Annotated in this window: 18 protein-coding genes; 12 read left to right on the top strand and 6 right to left on the bottom strand. The window is 64.4% G+C overall.

All coding sequences use genetic code 11. The features are described from left to right. Positions 1 to 59: 59 nt before the first annotated feature. A complete protein-coding gene (locus AC3IQ7_RS12570) occupies positions 60 to 1,550 on the bottom strand; it encodes an NYN domain-containing protein (protein WP_489209879.1) in 1,491 nt (496 codons plus the stop codon). Positions 1,551 to 1,661: 111 nt separating this feature from the next. Next, positions 1,662 to 2,756, bottom strand: coding sequence for a dienelactone hydrolase family protein (locus AC3IQ7_RS12565; protein ID WP_489209877.1), 1,095 nt, complete (start codon positions 2,754 to 2,756; stop codon positions 1,662 to 1,664). 255 nt (positions 2,757 to 3,011) lie between these two features. Between AC3IQ7_RS12565 and AC3IQ7_RS12560 the strand changes: the two genes are divergently transcribed. Further along, entirely contained in the window at positions 3,012 to 3,383 is a 372-nt protein-coding gene (locus AC3IQ7_RS12560; RefSeq protein WP_034757354.1) for a flagellar basal body protein, read from the top strand. Positions 3,384 to 3,408: 25 nt separating this feature from the next. Here the strand turns inward: AC3IQ7_RS12560 and AC3IQ7_RS12555 are convergent, their stop codons facing one another. Then, positions 3,409 to 4,008 (bottom strand): TetR/AcrR family transcriptional regulator, encoded by a 600-nt coding sequence (locus AC3IQ7_RS12555; protein WP_099379607.1) that lies wholly within the window; start codon positions 4,006 to 4,008, stop codon positions 3,409 to 3,411. 140 nt (positions 4,009 to 4,148) lie between these two features. Between AC3IQ7_RS12555 and AC3IQ7_RS12550 the strand changes: the two genes are divergently transcribed. From AC3IQ7_RS12550 to AC3IQ7_RS12540, 3 genes are read left to right on the top strand one after another with little or no spacing between them, the layout of a single operon-like run. Next, a complete protein-coding gene (locus tag AC3IQ7_RS12550) occupies positions 4,149 to 5,210 on the top strand; it encodes a sugar phosphate isomerase/epimerase family protein (protein ID WP_099379608.1) in 1,062 nt (353 codons plus the stop codon). 13 nt (positions 5,211 to 5,223) lie between these two features. Beyond that, the gene (locus tag AC3IQ7_RS12545) at positions 5,224 to 6,078 is read left to right on the top strand and encodes an alpha/beta fold hydrolase (protein ID WP_489209874.1); all 855 of its coding nucleotides are present in this window, start codon (positions 5,224 to 5,226) and stop codon (positions 6,076 to 6,078) included. Then, the gene (locus AC3IQ7_RS12540; protein WP_489209872.1) at positions 6,075 to 7,004 is read left to right on the top strand and encodes an alpha/beta hydrolase; all 930 of its coding nucleotides are present in this window, start codon (positions 6,075 to 6,077) and stop codon (positions 7,002 to 7,004) included. Before AC3IQ7_RS12545 ends, AC3IQ7_RS12540 begins: the two co-directional genes overlap by 4 nt. Before the next feature lie 55 nt (positions 7,005 to 7,059). Here the strand turns inward: AC3IQ7_RS12540 and AC3IQ7_RS12535 are convergent, their stop codons facing one another. Next, positions 7,060 to 7,596: a molybdopterin-dependent oxidoreductase gene (locus AC3IQ7_RS12535; RefSeq protein WP_099379611.1), complete on the bottom strand. Its 537-nt coding sequence runs from the start codon at positions 7,594 to 7,596 to the stop codon at positions 7,060 to 7,062. Between the two features lie 30 nt (positions 7,597 to 7,626). Then, entirely contained in the window at positions 7,627 to 9,609 is a 1,983-nt protein-coding gene (locus AC3IQ7_RS12530; RefSeq protein ID WP_489209870.1) for a TonB-dependent receptor plug domain-containing protein, read from the bottom strand. Positions 9,610 to 9,897: 288 nt separating this feature from the next. Between AC3IQ7_RS12530 and AC3IQ7_RS12525 the strand changes: the two genes are divergently transcribed. From AC3IQ7_RS12525 to AC3IQ7_RS12490, 8 genes are all read left to right on the top strand, one after another. After that, positions 9,898 to 10,722, top strand: a complete 825-nt coding sequence (locus AC3IQ7_RS12525) for an IclR family transcriptional regulator (RefSeq protein ID WP_099379613.1) — start codon at positions 9,898 to 9,900, stop codon at positions 10,720 to 10,722. Between the two features lie 51 nt (positions 10,723 to 10,773). Next, complete coding sequence (locus AC3IQ7_RS12520) at positions 10,774 to 11,928, top strand: acyl-CoA dehydrogenase family protein (RefSeq protein ID WP_322428527.1); 1,155 nt, start codon at positions 10,774 to 10,776, stop codon at positions 11,926 to 11,928. Positions 11,929 to 11,939: 11 nt separating this feature from the next. Then, positions 11,940 to 13,478 carry a class I adenylate-forming enzyme family protein gene (locus tag AC3IQ7_RS12515; protein WP_489209868.1) on the top strand — a complete coding sequence of 513 codons (1,539 nt, stop codon included), beginning with the start codon at positions 11,940 to 11,942 and terminating at the stop codon, positions 13,476 to 13,478. Positions 13,479 to 13,538: 60 nt separating this feature from the next. Continuing rightward, positions 13,539 to 14,705 carry an ABC transporter substrate-binding protein gene (locus AC3IQ7_RS12510; protein ID WP_099379616.1) on the top strand — a complete coding sequence of 389 codons (1,167 nt, stop codon included), beginning with the start codon at positions 13,539 to 13,541 and terminating at the stop codon, positions 14,703 to 14,705. A 106-nt stretch (positions 14,706 to 14,811) separates the two neighbouring features. Further along, positions 14,812 to 15,684 carry a branched-chain amino acid ABC transporter permease gene (locus tag AC3IQ7_RS12505; RefSeq protein WP_099379617.1) on the top strand — a complete coding sequence of 291 codons (873 nt, stop codon included), beginning with the start codon at positions 14,812 to 14,814 and terminating at the stop codon, positions 15,682 to 15,684. Beyond that, complete coding sequence (locus tag AC3IQ7_RS12500) at positions 15,681 to 16,643, top strand: branched-chain amino acid ABC transporter permease (RefSeq protein WP_322428530.1); 963 nt, start codon at positions 15,681 to 15,683, stop codon at positions 16,641 to 16,643. Before AC3IQ7_RS12505 ends, AC3IQ7_RS12500 begins: the two co-directional genes overlap by 4 nt. Further along, the gene (locus tag AC3IQ7_RS12495; RefSeq protein ID WP_489209865.1) at positions 16,636 to 17,349 is read left to right on the top strand and encodes an ABC transporter ATP-binding protein; all 714 of its coding nucleotides are present in this window, start codon (positions 16,636 to 16,638) and stop codon (positions 17,347 to 17,349) included. Before AC3IQ7_RS12500 ends, AC3IQ7_RS12495 begins: the two co-directional genes overlap by 8 nt. Further along, positions 17,342 to 18,043 carry an ABC transporter ATP-binding protein gene (locus AC3IQ7_RS12490; protein WP_099379620.1) on the top strand — a complete coding sequence of 234 codons (702 nt, stop codon included), beginning with the start codon at positions 17,342 to 17,344 and terminating at the stop codon, positions 18,041 to 18,043. Before AC3IQ7_RS12495 ends, AC3IQ7_RS12490 begins: the two co-directional genes overlap by 8 nt. Here AC3IQ7_RS12490 and AC3IQ7_RS12485 read toward each other — a convergent pair. Beyond that, on the bottom strand, positions 18,040 to 19,371 hold the full coding sequence (locus tag AC3IQ7_RS12485) for an alpha/beta fold hydrolase (protein ID WP_489209863.1): 1,332 nt from the start codon (positions 19,369 to 19,371) through the stop codon (positions 18,040 to 18,042). The genes AC3IQ7_RS12490 and AC3IQ7_RS12485 overlap by 4 nt on opposite strands. Positions 19,372 to 19,427: the final 56 nt, after the last annotated feature.

Below are 19,427 nucleotides of genomic sequence, written 5' to 3'. Positions count from 1 at the left end.
GCAGACATCCGGGGTCAGACCCGCCGGGTCTGACCCCGGCCCTACGCTGCGGGTTTTAATCAAGCAACTTCCGCCTTCTTGCGTGCCGGACGGCGCGCTGGCGTCTTGCGCGGCGCCTTGGCTGGCTTGTCTTCCGCTACAGGCGCGATTTCCACCGGTGCCGCTTCGACGACAGGAGCTGATTCCACAACATCGACCGCCTTCTTTGCAGGCTTCTTCGCCGCTGCCGCCTTGCGGGCCGGCGTACGTGGCTTGGCCTTCGGCTTCGCTTCGGCGACGGCTTCCACGATCGCTTCGGCTACCGGCTCAGGCATGGCTTCCACCACCGGCACCACCTCGACGTCGACAACTTCGGCGCGCGCTTCACGGGCGCCATCGCCATTCTTGCGGCCACCGCGGCCATTGCGGCGCGAACCGCGCTTGGCGTTGCCTTCTTCTGCCACCACCTCGGCGACGGCTTCGGCTACCTCGTGCTGCGCTTCCGGCTGCGGCGCCGGGGCATACTGCTCGACGACGACTGTTTCCACGTCGGCCACCGGCACGAAGGCCTGTGGCGCGGACTCACCGCGGCGTGGCTCATTCTGCTTGCGGCCGCCACGGCCATTGCGGCGTGAATCGCGGCGGCTGCCGCCTTCGCGATGATTGCCCTCTTCCACCGTCACGCCGGTCTCGCCGCTGGCGCTTGCCTCGCTGGCCACTTCGCCGTTCACGGCGGCCGGCACGGCCACCAGGCCGCTGCTGCGGTAGACATAGGCGCCCGATTTTTCATCGCGGCCAAATTCCAGCAAGCCGCGCGTCTGCGCTTCTTCCAGCAGGTTGCCGAAGGTGCGGAAACCGTAATAGGACTCGCTGAAATCGGGCTTGCGGCGCTTGATCGCTTCCTTCAGCATCGAAGCCCAGATCTTGCCGCTGTCGCCGCGCTCCGAGACCAGCGCGTCGAACGTTTCGACGGCCATCTCGATCGCTTCCGTCTTGCGCGACTCGTATTTTTCCTTGCGGCGCACTTCTTCGTCCGGCGAACGCTTGGCGGCCGGGGTTTCGCGCGCATCGCGCTTGGCGGCCGTACGGCGGCTTTCGCGCACCAGGTCATCGTAGAAAATGAATTCGTCGCAGTTCGCCACCAGCAGGTCGGAAGTCGACTGCTTGACGCCCACGCCGATCACCTGCTTGGCGTTTTCGCGCAGTTTCGACACGAGCGGCGAAAAATCGGAATCGCCGCTGATGATGACGAAGGTGTTGACGTGGGCCTTGGTGTAGCACAGGTCCAGCGCATCGACCACCAGGCGGATGTCGGCCGAATTCTTGCCGGACTGGCGCACGTGGGGAATTTCGATCAGTTCGAAGTTCGCCTCATGCATGGTGCCCTTGAAACTTTTATAACGGTCCCAGTCGCAATATGCCTTCTTGACAACGATGCTGCCCTTGAGCAACAAGCGTTCGAGGATGGGCTTGATATCGAATTTTTCGTAATTTGCATCTCGCACGCCGAGCGCGACGTTCTCGAAGTCGCAAAACACGGCCATGCTGAGGTTTTCTGGGGATGACGCCATAAGGGTGAATTCTCGCTGATGATAAGGGCGGACGGGAAGCGCAACGCCTCCCTTTTCGCCTAGTATATTCGCCCATCCCCCGTTTCGGCGACAACTATCGTGCGCGGCAGCCTATTGCGCACCGCCGGCGGCGCTCGCGCTGGCGCCGGCAACGGGCCAAACGACGCTTTCATCGACCGAATACAGCTGGCACGGCAGGCTGCTGCGCCGCTGGCACGAGGCCAGTGCGCGGACATCGGGACTTTCGCCCTCCTCGGCCCAGCCCCAGGCGCCGCTGGCCGACAGGGCAAAGGCGCGCGGCGCGGTTTTCTCCAGGAAGTCCCGGTAGGCGGCGCGCCCCTGCTCTTCCAGGTAGGGCACCGCGGCGATGTCGTCCTGCGGCGCGAAATGCGTGGCGGGCGGCGACGGCGCATCGGCCACGCGGTAGACCTGGCGCACCGGCATGCCGATCTGTCGCAGGAAGCGCTCGGTGGCAGGCAGCCACACGGCCACCCCATCGCGGCTGCCCAGGGTCAGGTGCGCGTCGCGCTTGAACGGGCCATAGGCGACCAGTTGCGCCTGCCCGCCAGACCCCGTGAACGAGCGGAACAGGCGCTGCGCCAGGGCCGGCCCGAAATACGAGTCGTTGGCGCCATACAGCCACAGGCTGGGGATGTGGTTGTAGGCGCCCAGGGTGGCGAAGGACTTGGTCAGCGCCCCTTGCCAGTCGCAGCCGGGCATGTCGACGCGCAAGCCGCCGGAAAAATTGAGCACGCCCCGTACGCCGGGCACCATCCGGGTGGCGAGCGCCAGCGCCGCCATGCCGCCGTACGACTGCCCCGCGACGACCATGCGCTGCGGGTCGACCCAGCTCTGGCGGCGCGCATACGCCAGCGCGGCCAGCAGGTCACGCGCCTGGCCCTGGGCGTTGCCCAGCATGTCGCAGCCGACATCGCGGTAGGCGCCCGTGGAGCGCGCAAAGCCGGCGCGCATGGGCAGCATCACGGCATAGCCGCGGCGCACGAATTCCGTGGCCATGTAGATAAAACGCTCGCGCTGCTGCAGCCGCGCAGGGCCGGCTTGCTTGCCGTGATTCATCAACAGCAAGGGAAACGGACCGGGGCCGGCGGGACGGAATACCGTCGTTTCCAGCACCTCGCGCAAGCCGTCGCCTGCCGGCACCATGATGACCTGCTCGTTCAGGCGCGCATCGAGCGGCAATGGCACACGCTGGGCTTGCGAAGAAAGGCAGAGCGAGCCCAGCAGCAAACTCGGCAAAAAAAGGCGGGCAATGCGGGAAATGGCAGACTCCGTGGATGACTTCCCTGCCAGTCTAGACAGTGAAATACCACAGAACAATATAAAAAAATTACGTGATGTATATATTTTTTGCGGCAACCACCTGTGGGAAAAATTGTTGCCTTGCACCAACCACTTTTTCCAATGGCGGGAGTAAACTGGAAGCCTACTGAAGGAGTTGCCATGTCCATATCCGCCCTCACCACCGGCACCTCGGGGCTGACCGCCAACCAGCGCGCGCTGGATGTGGCCGCCAACAATATCGCCAATGCGAATACACCGGGCTTCCAGCCGCAGCAAGCCCAGTTCCAGGAAGCCAGCCCGGCCGGCACGGGCGTGACCCTCTCCGTCGAAGGGCGCAAGCTGGCCGCCAGCGAAAGCGTCAGCGGCGCCAATGCGAATGCGGCCAAGGCGGCCGAAAGCCGGCCGAACGGCGTGGGCCTCGCGTCCGAGCTGACGGATAATCTCGTCTACAAGGCCGGTTTCAACCTGTCGGCGAATGTTGTCAAGGCGGCCGACCAGGCCCTGGGCAGCCTGATCGACGTCAAGACTTAAGCACAGCGACTATCGACAAGATAGTTTAATTTTTCATTTCCAGCGCCAACGGCGCCAGCGCCGGTTGAATCAGCGCCAGCAGCCGTTCGGCCGGAATGCCGTCGCGCGCCTGCACCGACAGACCGTGCAGCAAGGCCGCATAATAGTCGCCCAACGCCTGCACGTCCGCCTCCTCTTTCAATTCCCCTGCCAGCTGCGCCGCGCGCAGGCGCTCGATGACGGCTTGCGTGCGTGCGCGGCGGTGCTGCGCCAGCCAGTCGGCGATGCCCGCGTTTTCAGCGCTCGTGTTCGTGGCCGCAGTAACCACCATGCAGCCTTGCGGCTGGCCGCTGCGCGTATACAGCAGCACGGCCTCTTCCAGCATACGCGCCACCGCGTCGCGCACATTCAGGCTGGCCGCCAGCGCGTGCACGGCAAACGCCCCCTCGCCCGTTTCATACAGCTCCACGGCTTCGCGGAACAACTGCTCCTTCGAGCCGAACGCCGCATAGATGCGCGCCGAGGCGATGCCCAGCGCCGCCACCAGGTCGGCCATCGATACACCCTCGTAGCCGCGCGTCCAGAATGCGTCGCGCGCCTTTGCCAACGCCAGCGCGCGGTCAAATTCCCTCGGTCTTCCTGCCATTTTGATCCTCTGCTTGCGAACTGGCGGCCAGTATAACGCCTGGCGCCCACGGCACGTTCGCACTTTATTTTGCATCGGTGTCTTGACCGCGCCAACAATTTCGCCTATTCTTTGTCGATCGACAAACAATAGGAGCCGATATGAAAACCATCCAAGGACCGAGCCTGCACCTGGCACAATTCGCCGCCGACACGGCGCCCTTCAACACCCTGCCTGCCATCGCCGAGTGGGCGGCCGGCATGGGCTTCAAGGCCCTGCAGATTCCCGCTTGGGATGCACGCCTGTTCGACGTGGCGCAGGCCGCGCACAGCCAGGCATATTGCGACGAACTGGTCGCCATGCTGGCCGGCCATGGTCTCGTCATCAGCGAACTGACGACGCACATCCTCGGCCAGCTGGTCGCCGTGCACCCTGCCTACGACGCGCTGTGCGACAGCTTCGCGCCCGAACACCTGCACGGCCAGCCCGAAGCCCGCACGGCGTGGGCCATCGAGCAGGTAAAACTGGCGGCCATGGCCTCGAAGCGCCTGGGCCTGACCGACATGGGCACGTTTTCCGGCTCGTTCGCCTGGCCCTACCTGTTCCCGTTCCCGCAGCGCCCGCCCGGCCTGATCGAGACGGCCTTTGACGAACTGGCGCGCCGCTGGCTGCCCATTCTCGACGTGTGCGAGGAACAGGGCATCAACCTGTGCTACGAAATCCACCCGAGCGAAGACCTGCATGACGGCATCAGCTTCGAAATGTTTTACGAGCGCGTGGGACGCCACCCGCGCTGCAAGATGCTGTTCGACCCCAGCCACTTCGTGCTGCAGCAGCTGAACTACCTGGAATTCATCGACATCTACAAGGACCATATCCGCATGTTCCATGTGAAGGATGCGGAGTTCAATCCGACGGGGCGGCAAGGCATCTACGGCGGTTACCAGTCGTGGGAAAACCGCGCCGGGCGTTTCCGCTCGCTCGGCGATGGCCAGGTCGACTTCAAGGCGATTTTTTCCAAGATGGCGCAGAACGATTACGCGGGCTGGGCGACGCTGGAGTGGGAGTGCTGCCTGAAGGACCAGGAAGTGGGCGCGCGCGAAGGCGTGGCCTTCATCAACGCCCACATCATTCCCGTCACGGACAAGATCTTCGACGACTTCGCCGGCGCCCCCGTCAGCGCGCAACAGATCCAACAATTGCTGGGCATCCAGCACAACTAATCAAGGAAACCATATGAACGACTTCATTCACGACTACGTCCGCATCGACGGCCAGCGCCTGCATTGCGTCATCGCCGGCGAAGGCAAACCCGTGCTGCTGATCCCCGGCTGGCCGCAAACCTGGTATGCGTGGCGCCACGTGATGGCGGCGCTGGCCGCGAATGGCTACCAGGCCATCGCCATCGACCCGCCGGGCAGCGGTCACTCGGACCGCCCGGCCGGCGGCTACGACACGGGCGCCGTGGCGACTACCCTGCACCGTGCCATGTTGGCACTGGGGCACGCGCAGTACGACGTGGTCGGCCACGACATCGGCATGTGGGTCGGCTATGCGCTGGCCAGCGATTTCCCGCAGGCCGTGACGAAACTGGCGCTGACGGAAGCCGTGATTCCAGGCCTGGCGCCCGCGCCGCCGATTTTTGTCGCGCCGTCCGACAATATCTTCCTGTGGCACTTCATGTTCAACCAGGTGCTGGACTTGCCGGAAATGCTCACGGCGGGCAAGGAGCGCGAGTACATCCGCTTCATCTTCGACCGCTGGTCGTACCGCCGCGACAAGGTGGCCGTCGACGTGTATGCGGACGCCTACGCCACGCCGGGCGCCCTGCGCGCCGGTTTCGCCTACTACCGTGCCATACCCGAGACAATCAAGCAAAACCTTGAGCGGGCGAACAAGAGCCTGGCCATGCCCGTGCTGGCCATCGGTGCCGACCACGCGACGAATGACGCGCCCCTGCTGACCATGCAGGGCAAGGCGGACAATTTGAAAGGCGCCATCGTCGCTGAATGCGGCCACTTCATCATGGAAGAACAGCCGGAGGCGTTCATCGCCCATCTGCTGCCGTTCCTGGCCGGAGAACCAGTGTGAGTCTCGATCCGCTGATCGCCGCCTGGCTGGAACAGACAAAAGATGCACCGCCGCCCGCCTCGCTGGCACACTTGCGCGCAGCCACGGAAACGGGCTTGCGCCAGCTGCACGGGCCACTGGAAGACGTCGGGGCCATCAAGGATTACGTGCTGCCCGGCGAGCATGCGCTGGCCGTGCGCGCCTACGTGCCGGCCGGCGCGCAGACGGGCCAGCGCTTGCCCGCCATCGTCTTTGCGCATGGGGGCGGATGGTGTCTGTGCTCGCTGGACCTGTACGACAACCCGTGCCGCGCACTGGCCAACGCCACCGGCTGCGTGATCTTTTCCGTCGACTACCGGCTGGCACCCGAGCACAAGTTCCCCGTGCCGCTGGACGACTTTTACCGGGCAGTCTGCTGGGTGGCGGACCATGCCGAGGCGCTGGGCATCGATGCGAAGCGACTCGCCGTGGGCGGCGACAGCGCGGGCGGCAACCTGGCGGCGGCAGCGGCCCTGATGGCACGCGACCAGGCCGGTCCCGCGCTGGCGCACCAGTTGCTGCTGTACCCGGCGCTTGATTTTGCCTTCGATACGCCGTCCTACCAGCGCTATGCGGAGGGCCATTCGCTGACCCGCGAGGCCATGCGTTTTTGCTGGTCGGCGTATCTGAATGAACCGGCCGACGGCATGCAGCCTTACGCGGCGCCCCTGCGGGCAACTTCGCTCAAGGACCTCCCGCCGGCGACCGTGCTGGTATGCGAATATGACCCGCTGCACGACGAGGGGATTACGTATGCACAGCGGCTGCGCGACGATGGCGTGGCGGCCGAGTGCGTGCAGCTTGACGGCATGATCCACGCGGCTATGCACATGCTGGGCCTGGCGCCAGCGGCGCGGGGATTGTTCGACGTGGCGGGCCAGGCGATGAAAAAAGCACTGGCAATGTAAGAAAATCGGCCGCCGGGGATGGCTCCACGGCGGCCGATTTTGTCACTTCGTTACGTTACTCCACCAGTTTGCGCACCTCGATGGCATTGAGCCACTTCACGTGGCGCGGCCCCGTGCGAATATCCTTGGCCGAGATCAGCGCGATTTCGCCATCGTTGTCGTCGAGCGCCTTGCCATTTTTTTCGTAGTAGACGACCACGCCCTCGCCGGCTGGCGCGTTATACAGCTCGCCCCAGGAAAACACCACCGCGTAGCCATCGGTGGCGGTGGCGATGATGGCAAGCTTCTTGACGTCGTTGTGGCCGGGCGCGTCGAGCACCGCCTTGTCGAGGATGTCACGCAGGCGCACGCCCTTGTAACTGGTCATGGTCTCGGCCTTGTCGCCGTTATGGCGCGTGACGGCGATTTCCCCGCCGTTGGCCGGCGGCAGCTGGCGCAGGTCGGCCACCTTCAGGGTCAAGGGCGTTTCCACCATGCCCGTGACAGTCAGCGCGTGGCTCATGTTGTCGCGCGCCGGCGCCGGGTCGGCCCTCGCGGGCGCCATTGCCAGCAGTGAGGCCGAAACGAGGCCTGTCAGTATTGTCTTCAACATGCTGTGTCCTTTCATGGAACAATCAAAAAATCAGAACTGATACTGTGCATTAGCCAGCCAGGTACGGCCCGCGCTGGGGAAACCGTCAGCCAGCGCGTAATTGCGGTCGCCCATATTTGCCACACCCGCTTCCAGGGTCAAGGCTGGCAAGGGACGGTACACGGCCTTCAGGTTCAGCGTCGCAAAACCACCGAGTTCCAGGGTGTTCGAGACCCAGCGCCCGCTATTCGATTCCGCAATGGCCACCACGTCGACCTGGCGCGCCGCGTGCAGCACGGCATGCGCCGTCAGCTTGTGGCGCGGCACATCCGTCAGGCGCATGGCGCGGTCGCTGACGTTCTTCATGTCCGTGTAGGTGTAGTTGCCACCCCAGTCCAGCCAGGCGCCGGCGCTCCCGCGCAAGCCCAGTTCCACGCCGCTGATATGCGCCCTGCCCGCGTTGCGCATCTGCGCGCGCACGCCCACGACATTCGCCACGCTCTGGATCTTGTCCTTCACGTCGCTGTAGAACAGCGCCGCCTCCAGATTGGCGCCCTGCACGTTTCCTTGATACCCCAGCTCATAGTTCATCGCCTGTTCCGCGCGCAGGGCCGGATTTTCGATGTACGTGCCCAGGCGCTGCGAATAACGGTCCTTCAGGGTCGGCAGGCGCGACTTGCGCGCCACCGTGGCGTACACGCGCGATTCAAGACCGGTCTTGTGGAACACGCCCGCCTGCAGGTCGGTGGCAGATTGATTCTCTGGCAAGGTATACGCATTGCCGGCGCTGTAGACGGTGTCCGGGCGCAGTGCATTGCGCGACACGCCCAGCGACAGTTCCGTCGCCGCATTGAGGGCGATGCTGTCTTCCGCGCCCAGGGTCCACAGGGCATCCTTGTACCAGGTGGTGCGCACGCCCTTGGCGTCGAGCTCCTGGTGTTCGTCGGCCTTGTAGCTGGCCACAAAACGCAGGCTGTGCGCGGCCAGGCGGAACGATTCGAGTTCCACCGCGCCGCCATTCGTGCGGTCGTTATAGATGCTGCGCCCGCCGCTGACGCTGCCCTGACCGCTGGTTTTCAGGGTCGTGTAGCTGCCGTTCGTATAAGACGTGATTTCATTGTCGTAGCTGTCGTGGTACAGGCGCAGTTTCAGGCGCTCGGCGTCGCCCAGGCGCGTCTGCGAGACGAAATACACGCTTTCCTTGTTCCAGTACGGCCATTGCCAGTAGCGCGTGCCGACGGGATTCGTCGATGGCGGCTGGCCTTTTTCGCCATGCTGCTTGTAGTAGCTGAGCGCGTATTCGTCGCCCGCATGCGCGCCATCGGGCGTGTAGCCGACCTTGAACGACAGTTTATGGTCCTTGCGATACGCGTTGTTGCGCGTGCCACCATCTTCCGTGGCCGTCGGGCGGAAATCGGACGACAGGGGAAAGCCGTCGCTGTCGATGTACGACACGCCCGCCTGCAGATACCACAAGCCCTGGTTCGTGCCCACGTTGGCCGACACCTGGCGCTCGCTGCCCGAACCGAATCCCACTGACGCATCACCTTCCATCAACGCCGTCGGTTTGCGCGACACCAGGTTGATGGCGCCGCCCAGGGTATTGGCGCCGTAGGCCACGGAACTGTAGCCTTTCGCTACCTGGATGGCGGCCAGGTCGCCAGTCGTGAAGCGGTTGAAATCGACATAGCCGTCATACGGCACGTAGACGGGAATGCCGTCGATGTACAGGGGCACCTGGCGCGCATCGAAGCCGCGGACGGCGACGGTTTTTTCGTTGCGCGAATTGGTCGACAGCGACACGCCCGACAGCAGATTCAAGGCATCGCCCACATTGTCGCGGTTAAAGCGGCGCATCTCGGCGCGACTCACTTGCGCGCCCACCTGCTGTTCCATCTGGCCTGCCTGCTCGCGCTGGCCGACCACCGTCACCGTGCCCAGCACGAACGGCGCCGCCGCATCCGCGTCTTCCTTGCCAGCGGCCTGCTGGACCAGCGCCAGCATCACGGCGCCTGCCATTACCTGTTTCAACATCGTCTATATCTTTCCATTATCGTTGTATATCTTCCTATATAGCGATATACAAAAAAGTACAAAAAAAGCAGCCACGCATGCGGCGGCCTTCATCCAACAGCGCAATATACAGACGTATATAACGATGCTCAAGCGACAAGCGCCGAAACGCTTGCGCAGGTCAATTTTCGCAACATTTCTCCTGCACCGCACCATTTCGCTGTGCGAACGAATGTTTCACAAAACGATTGACACGTCCCATTTGGCTAGGCAAACTGATTTCCAGGGAGCCTGAAAATGAATGCCAATATGACAAATATTCAAGCCGCAGCAGATCCGGAACTCATCGTCTTCAGCGATGACGAGGAGGGCAAGGACCGCCAGTTCGTCAACGCGCTGGCGCGCGGGCTGGAAGTGCTGCGTTGCTTCCGTCCCGGCGAAGTCTATCTGTCGAACGCGGACATGGCCAAGCGCACGGGCATCCCGAAACCGACGATTTCACGCCTCACCTACACCCTCACCAAACTCGGCTACCTGAATTACTCGGACAGTCTGGGCAAGTACCAGCTGGGCGCCGGCGTGCTGGCGCTCGGTTACCGCATGCTGTCGAACCTCGATGTGCGCAAGATGGCGCGCCCCCTGATGGAAGAACTGGCCGAACATGCGCAAGCCTCCGTCTCGCTGGGCACGCGCGACCGCCTCAGCATGGTGTACGTGGAGACGTGCCGCAGCAGCGCCAACGTCACCCTGCGCCTTGACGTCGGCTCGCGCATTCCCCTGATGACGACGGCCATGGGCAAGGCCCTGCTGTGCATCCTGCCGCAGGCCGAACGCGACTACCTGATGGACCATGCGCGCGTCCACGAGACCGAGCGCTGGCCGCGCATCAAGGCCGGCATCGAACAAGGCTTCAAGGATTACCAGGACCGGGGCTTTTGCATCTCGGCCGGCGAGTGGCAGAACGACGTGCATGCCGTGGGCGTACCCATGCTGGGCGCGGATGGCGAACAGGTGATGGCTTTCAATTGCGGCGGCCCCGCCTTTTTGCTGTCGCGCGAAAAACTCGAGTCCGACCTGGGGCCGCGCCTGGTCACCCTCGTCAAGACAGTGGAAAAAAACCTGGGCCGCGGTTAGACTGCGCGCCCTTTCTCAACGATAGCTCAAATCAAAGCGCCGAGGAAACCGATGATACGCGACGAAGAAACCCTGAACATCCTGCTCGACAGCATCGCCCGTTTCGTGCGCGAAGTGCTGGTGCCGAACGAGGCGCTGGTGGCCGAAACGGATACGATCCCGCCCGCCATCGTGGCGCAGATGCGCGAACTGGGCTTGTTCGGCCTGTCGATTCCGGAAGCCTACGGCGGCCTGGAACTGAGCATGGAAGAGGAAGTCAGGGTCGCGTTCGAGATCGCCCGCACCTCGCCCGCCTTCCGCTCGCTGATCGGCACCAACAACGGCATCGGCTCGCAAGGCATCGTGATCGATGGCACGGAAGCGCAGAAGCTGCATTATTTGCCAAAACTGGCTGCCGGCGAGATCATCGGCTCGTTCGCGCTGACGGAAGCGGGGTCAGGATCCGATGCGGCCTCGCTGCGCACGACGGCCGTGCGCGACGGCGACTTTTATATTCTCAACGGCAGCAAGCGCTATATCACCAACGCACCCGAAGCGAGCATTTTTACCGTCATGGCCCGCACGGACCCCGTCAAGCGCGGCGCCTCGGCCATTTCCGCCTTCATCGTGGAAAAGGATACGCCGGGCCTCTCGCTGGGAAAAATCGACAAGAAGATGGGCCAGCAAGGCGCGCATACCTGCGACGTCATCTTCGAGAATTGCCGCGTGCCGGCCGCGAACATCATCGGCGGCAAGGAAGGCGTGGGTTTCAAGACGGCCATGAAGGTGCTCGACAAGGGCCGGCTGCACATCGCCGCCGTCTGCGTGGGCGCGGCCGAACGCATGCTGGCCGACGCGCTGGCCTACGCCATGGAGCGCCAGCAGTTCGGCCAGCCCATCGCGGAATTCCAGCTGATCCAGGCCATGCTGGCCGACAGCAAGGCGGAAATCTACGCGGCGCGCAGCATGGTGCTCGACGCGGCGCGCCGGCGCGACAACAAGGAAGACATTTCGACGGAAGCGTCGTGCTGCAAGCTGTTCGCCTCCGAAATGTGCGGCAGGGTCGCTGACCGCTCCGTGCAGATCCACGGCGGCGCCGGCTACATCAGCGAATACGCGGCCGAACGCTTCTACCGCGACGTGCGCCTGTTCCGCATCTATGAAGGCACGACGCAGATCCAGCAGATCGTCATCGCCCGCAACATGATCAAGGCAGCGCAAAAGTGAAGGAGGCCGCGATGGACATCCCTTCCCTGCTGGCCGGCTTGCCGGCGCGCCTGTCGGCCATTCCCGCCTACTGGGCCGCGCGTGCGCCGGACGCGCCGGCGCTGCATGAAGGTGGCTGCAGCTGGACCTACGCGCAGCTGCAGCATGGCGTGGAAAGTGCAGCGCAGCTGCTGCGCCAGCTGGACGTGCGCGCAGGCGACCGTCTGATGGTGGTGGGCGAAAATGGCGCGCTGCAGGTGGCGCTGATTTTTGCTGCCGCCAGCATCGACGCGTGGATCGTCAACGTCAATGCGCGGCTGTCAGCGCGCGAGATCGACACCATCGCCACGCACAGTTCCGCGCGGCGCGTGCTGTTCCTGGCCGGCGCCTCGCCGGAAGCGGCCGCGCACGCGGCGCGGCGCGGCGCCAGCCCTGTCACCGTCGATGGCATGGGCGAGCTGCTGGCGGGAGAGTTGAACGAAGCGTCCATTCCGGAAGCCTGCGTGCCCGGCAACGAACAGGTGGCCGCGCTGATCTACACGACGGGCACCACGGGGCAGTCCAAAGGCGTGATGCTCACGCACCGCAACCTGCTGTTCATTGCCGCTGTCTCCAGCACCTTGCGCGGCCTGACGCGCACCGACCGCGCCTACGGCGTGCTGCCGATTTCGCACGTGTACGGCCTGGCCTCGGTGGCGCTGGGCACCCTGTATGCGGGCGCCGCCCTGTACCTGGTGCCGCGCTTTTCCGTCGATGGCTTGCTCTCGGCCTTGAAGGATGACGGCTTGACCATCGTGCAGGGCGTGCCGGCCATGTACGCCAAGCTGCTGCAAACCCTGGGCGGCGCCGATACCCCGCTGCCGACGCGGCTGCGCTTTGCGTATGCGGGCGGCTCGCCGCTGGCGCCGTCGCTCAAGCACGAGGTGGAAAAGCTGCTGGGCACCGCGCTGCACAATGGCTACGGCATGACGGAAAGCGCACCCACCATCAGCCAGACGCGCCTGGAAACGCCGCGCCGCGACGATTCCGTCGGCATGCCGATACCGGGCGTGGAAGTGCGCGTGGTGAGCGTCGACGGCCTTGACGTGGCGCCGGGCGAGCCGGGCGAATTGTGGATACGCGGGCCGAACATCATGGCTGGCTATTACCGCGAACCGGCCATGACGGCGGCCACCATGCGCGACGGCGGCTGGCTCAATACGGGCGACATGGCGCGCCAGGACCCGGACGGCGCCCTCTTCATCGTCGGCCGCACCAAGGAATTGATCATCCGCTCCGGCTTCAATGTGTATCCGCTGGAAGTGGAAACGGCCCTGAACGCCCACCCGTCCGTGGTGCAGTCGGCCGTGGTGGGACGCACCACGGCCGATGGCAACGAGGACGTCATCGCCTATGTGGAACTGGACCCGCGCCAGCCCGCCAGCGTGGCACAATTGCAGGCCTGGCTGGCGCAGACCCTGTCGCCATACAAATGCCCGTCCGCCATCATCGTCATGGAAGCGCTGCCGGCCGCCGCCACGGGCAAGATTTTAAAGGGGCAGCTGCGGCAAATGGCGCAGAATGCACGATGAGTTGACCATGCAGTACCAGAACCGACAATAAAACCAAGCCACATCACCGGAGGAGACACGATGAAACGCACCTACACACGCATCGCCATGGCAGCGCTGGTTGCCAGCGCCTGGATGACGCAGGCCAGCGCCGACGAATTCCTGGTCGGCGCAGAAATCCCGCTGACGGGCAACCTGGCGCGGGTCGGCGCCGGCATGCAGGAGGGGATCATGGTCGCGGCCGAAGTCTTCAACAAGACCAACGGCAAGCACACCATCAAGATCATCACCGTCGACGACGAATCGGCGCCCGCCAAGGCCATCGCCGCCGTGGAAAAGCTGGCCAGCCAGGGCGTGGTGGCCATCACGGGCGGCTATGGTTCGAACAATATCTCGCCCGCCTCGGACACGGCGAACAAACTGGGCCTCGTCTATATCACTTCGGGCGGCGTGGACGACAGCCTGGTGGCCAGCGGGCGCAAGAATTTTTTCCGCATCAATAACACGGCCGGCTACGAAAAAGCCATGCTGGGATTGCTGCAGGACGTGGGCGCGAAATCCGTCTCCATCGTGTATTCGACCAAGGACGCCACCACGGGCCTGGCCAAGGATGTGGAAAAGGCCCTGGCGGCCAAGGGCGTGAAAGTGACGACGCACTCGTTCGACCCGGCGATCACGGACTTCAAGCCCATCATCAACAAGATCAAGCTGCAGGATAAATCGGAAGTCGTGGCCATGGTCGGCTACGAAAACGACTACGTGGGCATCATCCGCGCCGCCCGCGTCCTGAAGCCGAAGATCAAGGCCATGGTGGGCGTGTGGTCGCTGGCAACGCCGAAAATGGCGGCCGACTTCCCCGACCTGATGCCGAACGTATTCGGCACGGCCCTGCTGCCCTTCCCCACGGAATTCAAGACAGCCGACGGCAAGGCCTTCAGCGACGCCTACAAGCAGCTGTACAAGAAGGAGCCGGACTACCTGGGCCAGTTCGGCTATGTGCAGTCGATGCTGCTGTTCGAAGCCATCGCGCGCGCGGCCGACAAGGGCACCATCAAGAAAGGCGGCGTGGCCGAGGAAATGCGCAAGACGGACCGCGAAACCCTGATCGGCCGGGTGCAGTTTGCTGCCAACGGCGACAACCAGAATTTCGTGCACCGCATGGCCCAGCACCAGGACAAGAAAGTGGTGATCGTCTGGCCGAAGGAACACGCGACGGGCAAGCTGGCCTATCCCGCCCTGCCCTGGTAACAGCAGCCTCCCGCTGCACACGCGCACGCCTGCCGGGCGTGCACCGATGAACGGCAGCCCTGGCGCATCTTCGCGATGTCCTTGGGCTGCCTGACGGGATGACGACATGACAGAATTAATCTTGCAAGCCCTGTATTCGGGCTTGCTGCAGGGCGGCTCCTACGCCCTGATCGCACTGGGACTGGCGCTGGTCTTCGGCACCATGAAAGTGATCAACCTGGCGCACGGCGAACTGGTGCTGCTGGCCGCCTACATCGCCTACAGCGTGGAATCGGGCCTGGGACTTGGTCCCATGTTCGCCATTCCCATCGCACTGGTGATCGTCAGCCTCACGTCCGTGGGCGTCTACCTGATCGTCAGCCGCATCAAGAAGGACCGCGAAATCAATTCGCTGATCCTCACCTACGGCATCGGCGTCATCCTCACCAATTTCATCCTGCTGGTCTGGAAGGCCGACATCCGTTCGACCTCGTCGAGCTGGCTGCAGGAAGGCATCGAGATCGGTCCGTTCTTCAGCATGCGCAGCGAAGTGATTTTCTTTGGCGTCAGCCTGGTGCTGATGGCGGCCCTGTGGCGCTGGCTGGCCACCAGCTGGTATGGCCGCGCCGTGCGCGCCGTGTCCAGCAACCGCGACGCGGCCAAGCTGATGGGCATCGATCCGGGCCGCACGGAACTGGTGTCGTTTCTGGTCGCCGGCATCCTGGCCGCCTTCGCCGGCGTCGCCCTGTTCAGCTATGGCGTGATCCAGCCGGCCTACGGCGGCGCGCTGACGGTGAAAGCCTTCATCATCACGGTATTGGCCGGCATCGGTTCGATTCCCGGCGTGCTGCTGGCCGCCGTGCTGCTGGGCGTGGCCGAAGCCCTGACCGTCACCCTGGCCAGCTCCGCGCTGCAGGAATTGTCCGGCATGGTGCTGTTCCTGCTGGTGCTGTTCATCATGCCGAACGGCTTGTTCGGCGCACAACGGAGGCGCGGATGAAGCGCTCGACACTGATCTCCACGGCGGGCCTGCTGCTGGCCGCCTATATCGCCGTGCCGCTGGCCTTGGGCGGCAACCAGTATGTGATGAGCATGGTGGTGGCGGCGCTGATCATCGGCGGCGTGGCCATGTCCTGGGCCCTGCTGGGCAACCTGGGCGGCATGGTCAGCTTCGGCCATGCCGCCTTCTTCGGCGTGGGCGCGTATGTCTCCGCGCTGGCCACCGTGAAACTGGGCTTGCCCGTGTTTGCCGCCATGCTGCTGGGCGGCGCGGGCGCGGCCATCGCCGCCATCATCATGCTGCCCGTGCTGCGCCTGCGCGGGCCGTATTTTGCGCTGGCCATCCTCGCCTACGCGCACATCTTCCGCATCCTGGCCACGGAATGGAGCTCGGTGACGGGCGGCGCCGGCGGCATCAACAATATCCCGGCCTTGCCCACCGTCTTCGGCTTCGATCTGGCCAGCAAGACGGGTGCCTACCTGGTGGTGCTGACGCTGGTGGTGGCATGCGCCTTCGCCTACAGCCGCATCCGCGCCAGCCACTACGGCATCGCCCTGCGCGCCATGCACGACAGCGAAGACGCCACGCGCGTCGTCGGCGTCAACAGCACCTTGCTGAAAGGCGCGATGCTGCTCGTATCGGCCTTCATGGCGGGCCTGTTCGGTGCCTTCAACGCCCATTACATCAACTTCCTGGAGCCGGACTACGCCTTCAACAGCCTGTGGGTGACACTACCGATCGTGGCGGCCATCTTCGGCGGCTACCGCACGATACTCGGCCCCGTGCTGGGCGCCGTGGTGGTCTACCTGGTCGACCAGCTGATCTTCAAGTCGCTGATCCCCACGGGCCACCAGCTGGTGCTGGGCGTGCTGCTGGTGGCGATGATCGTCTTCAGCCCGAACGGTTTGCTGCCGCTACTGCGCAAACTGTTCAACGCGAAGGAGAAAGCACATGCTTGAACTCGATAATGTGTCCGTGCGCTTCGGCGGCCTGACGGCCGTCGACAGCGTCACGTTAAAGGTGGGCAGCCACGACGTGATCGGCCTCGTGGGTGCGAATGGCGCCGGCAAGACCACCCTGTTCAATGCGATTTCCGGCCTGGTGCGCCCCACCAGCGGCAGCATCCGCTTCGAGGGACGCGACATCATGGCCACGCCCATGTACCAGCGCGCGCGCCTGGGGCTGGGCCGCACCTTCCAGATTCCGCAACCGATGCATGAACTGACGGTGCGCGAAAACCTCGTCGTGGCGCAGCGCTTCGGCACCGGCAAGGTAGACCAGCGCAAGATCGATGAAATCCTCGATTTCACGAGCTTGGCGGACAAGGCGCAGCGCGACGCGGCCAGCGAACTGGCGCTGACGGAGTTGAAAGCGCTGGAAGTGGCCAAGGCGCTGGCGACCAACCCGAAGCTGCTGCTGCTCGATGAAGTGCTGGCCGGTCTGGAAACAAACGGCAAGCGCCGCTTCATGGGCATGCTGAAGGACTTGCATGCCGCCTTTGGCGTGGGCATCGTCATGATCGAGCACGATATCGAGACCATCAGCAATCTGTGCCAGCGCGTGGCCGTGCTCAATTTTGGCCAGCTGATCGCCGACGGCACGCCGGACGCCGTCTTCCGCGATCCGGCCGTGATCGAAAGTTATACAGGGGCAGCCCATGCTTGAGATAGAAAACCTGCGCGCCGGCTATGGCGCCATCAATGTGCTGTGGGATGTCTCGCTGTCGATCCAGAAGGGCAAGCTGACCACCATCATCGGCCCGAACGGGGCCGGCAAGACCACCCTGCTGCGCGCCATCATGGGCCTGCTGCCCGTGGGCGCGGGAAGCATCGCGCTCGATGGCCAGTCCATCAACGGCACGCCGACGTGGAAGATGAGCGACGCCAGGGTGACGATGATCCCGGAAGGACGCATGACGTTTCGCGACATGAGCGTGGAAGAAAACCTGATCATGGGCGCGTTTCCGAAGGAGCACCGCAGCCACATGCCGGCGCGCCTGGCCGAAGCCTACGCCATGTTCCCGCGCCTGCACGAACGGCGCAAGCAGCTGGCCGGATCACTGTCCGGCGGCGAGGCGCAGATGCTGGCCATGGCGCGGGGCCTGATGTCGGACCCGTCGCTGCTCATCATCGACGAGCCTTCGCTGGGCCTGGCGCCGCTGGTGGTCAACGAGCTGTTCGAGATCCTCGCGCGCCTGAACGACGGCAAGCGCACCATCATCCTCGTCGAGCAGAACACGGCGCGCGCCGTGGGCGTGGCCGACCACGTCTACCTGATGCAAAGCGGCAAGGTGGCGCTGTCGCAAAAAGCCGATGAGGTCGACCTCGAACACCTGCACGAACTGTATTTTGCGCGCTAATCGGCAGCAAACACCAGTCCCGGCATCCTGGCCACGCAATCGAGATTCAAGGGTGCACGCGGGTCGCGCAGGAAGGCCAGCGTCAGCTGCCCGCCGCAGCGGTTGAACATGGCGCCATGCGCCTGACCCGGTATCTGCACGAAACGCGCATTGGGCATGCTGCGCAGCAGGCGCCGGCCCCAGGCTGGCGGCGTCACCGGATCGAATTCGCCGGCCAGTATCAGCACCGGCACGTCGCTTTTCACGGCATCGTTTGCCTGCGCCGCGGCTGCGGCCATGCGCCCGGGCTGCTCGAACGGCATTTCCTCGCCGCACCAGACCGACAGGCGCAGCCCCCAGTTGAAGCTGGAAGGTACGCTGCGCAGCAATGGCAGCAAGCCTTGCGGGCGGCCCTGCGCCGCGTCGCTGATCAGGCGGGGCAAGGCGGGAATCAGCGCCGGCTGCTGCAAGCCCTCGGCCAGGGCGTTGACGATGTCGCGCCGGCGCAGCACGCGCCCGGGCGCTGCAATGCCGTCGCGGTCGGCGCGCGCAAGCAAGGTCATGAAAACGCCGCGCAGGTCCGGGTAGCGCAAGTCGCACGCCGGTTCCGTCGCGCAGCCGTCGAGCACCAGGTCGATGGCGCGCCGCAGCGGCGCGGCGGCCATTTCGTCATAGTTGATATCGACCGGCAGCACCGAGTCGAGCACCACGCTGCGCACACCCTCGGGATGGCGCGCCAGCACCGTCTGGGCCAGGCGCGTGCCGTAGGAGTAGCCGATCAGGTTCCACTGCGCGATGCCGAGCAGGCGGCGCAGGTCGTCGAGGTCGTCCGCCGATTCCGCCGACGTGTAGCCATCGAGGTCGATACCGGACGCCACCAAGTCGGCGCGGCAGCGCGCAACGGCCTCGGTCTGCACCGCCGGCGTGGCATCCGCCGCACGTAGCGCGTTCAGTTCAGGACAGGCCAGCGAAGGCTGCGCAAACTTGTTGCCGCGTCCTTCCAGCAATATCTGATCGCGTTCCAGCAAAAACGGATTGCCTTTGCCGCTGGTGCGCCCGTCGATGCTGCTCAGGCCCGGCCCGCCGGGCAGATACACGACGGGGTCGGCTGCGGGAGCTGCTGCACTGCTGCGGAAAATCATGACCGGCAAGGCGATGGCGCGGCTATCGGCCTTGCCCCGATGTTCGGGTACCGTCAGCATGCCGCACTCTATCTTTTCGCCCGGCAGCACCGGCACCGCACAGGCGGAAGGCGTAAAGGCCGGTTTGACCGGCAGCGTATCGGGCGCGGCAGCGGCCGCGCTTGAAAAACACGCGGCGGCAAGGATGGCTTGGCGAAATGGGAGCAAGGAACCTCCTGGCAGCATGGGCAGACGACAGGATCGAGTGGCAGGCTGGCTACTCA

The organism is Janthinobacterium sp. GL_088, from assembly GCF_057837845.1.
Note: the sequence above shows the minus strand (reverse complement) of the source record. Positions and strands in the feature narration are given on the sequence as shown.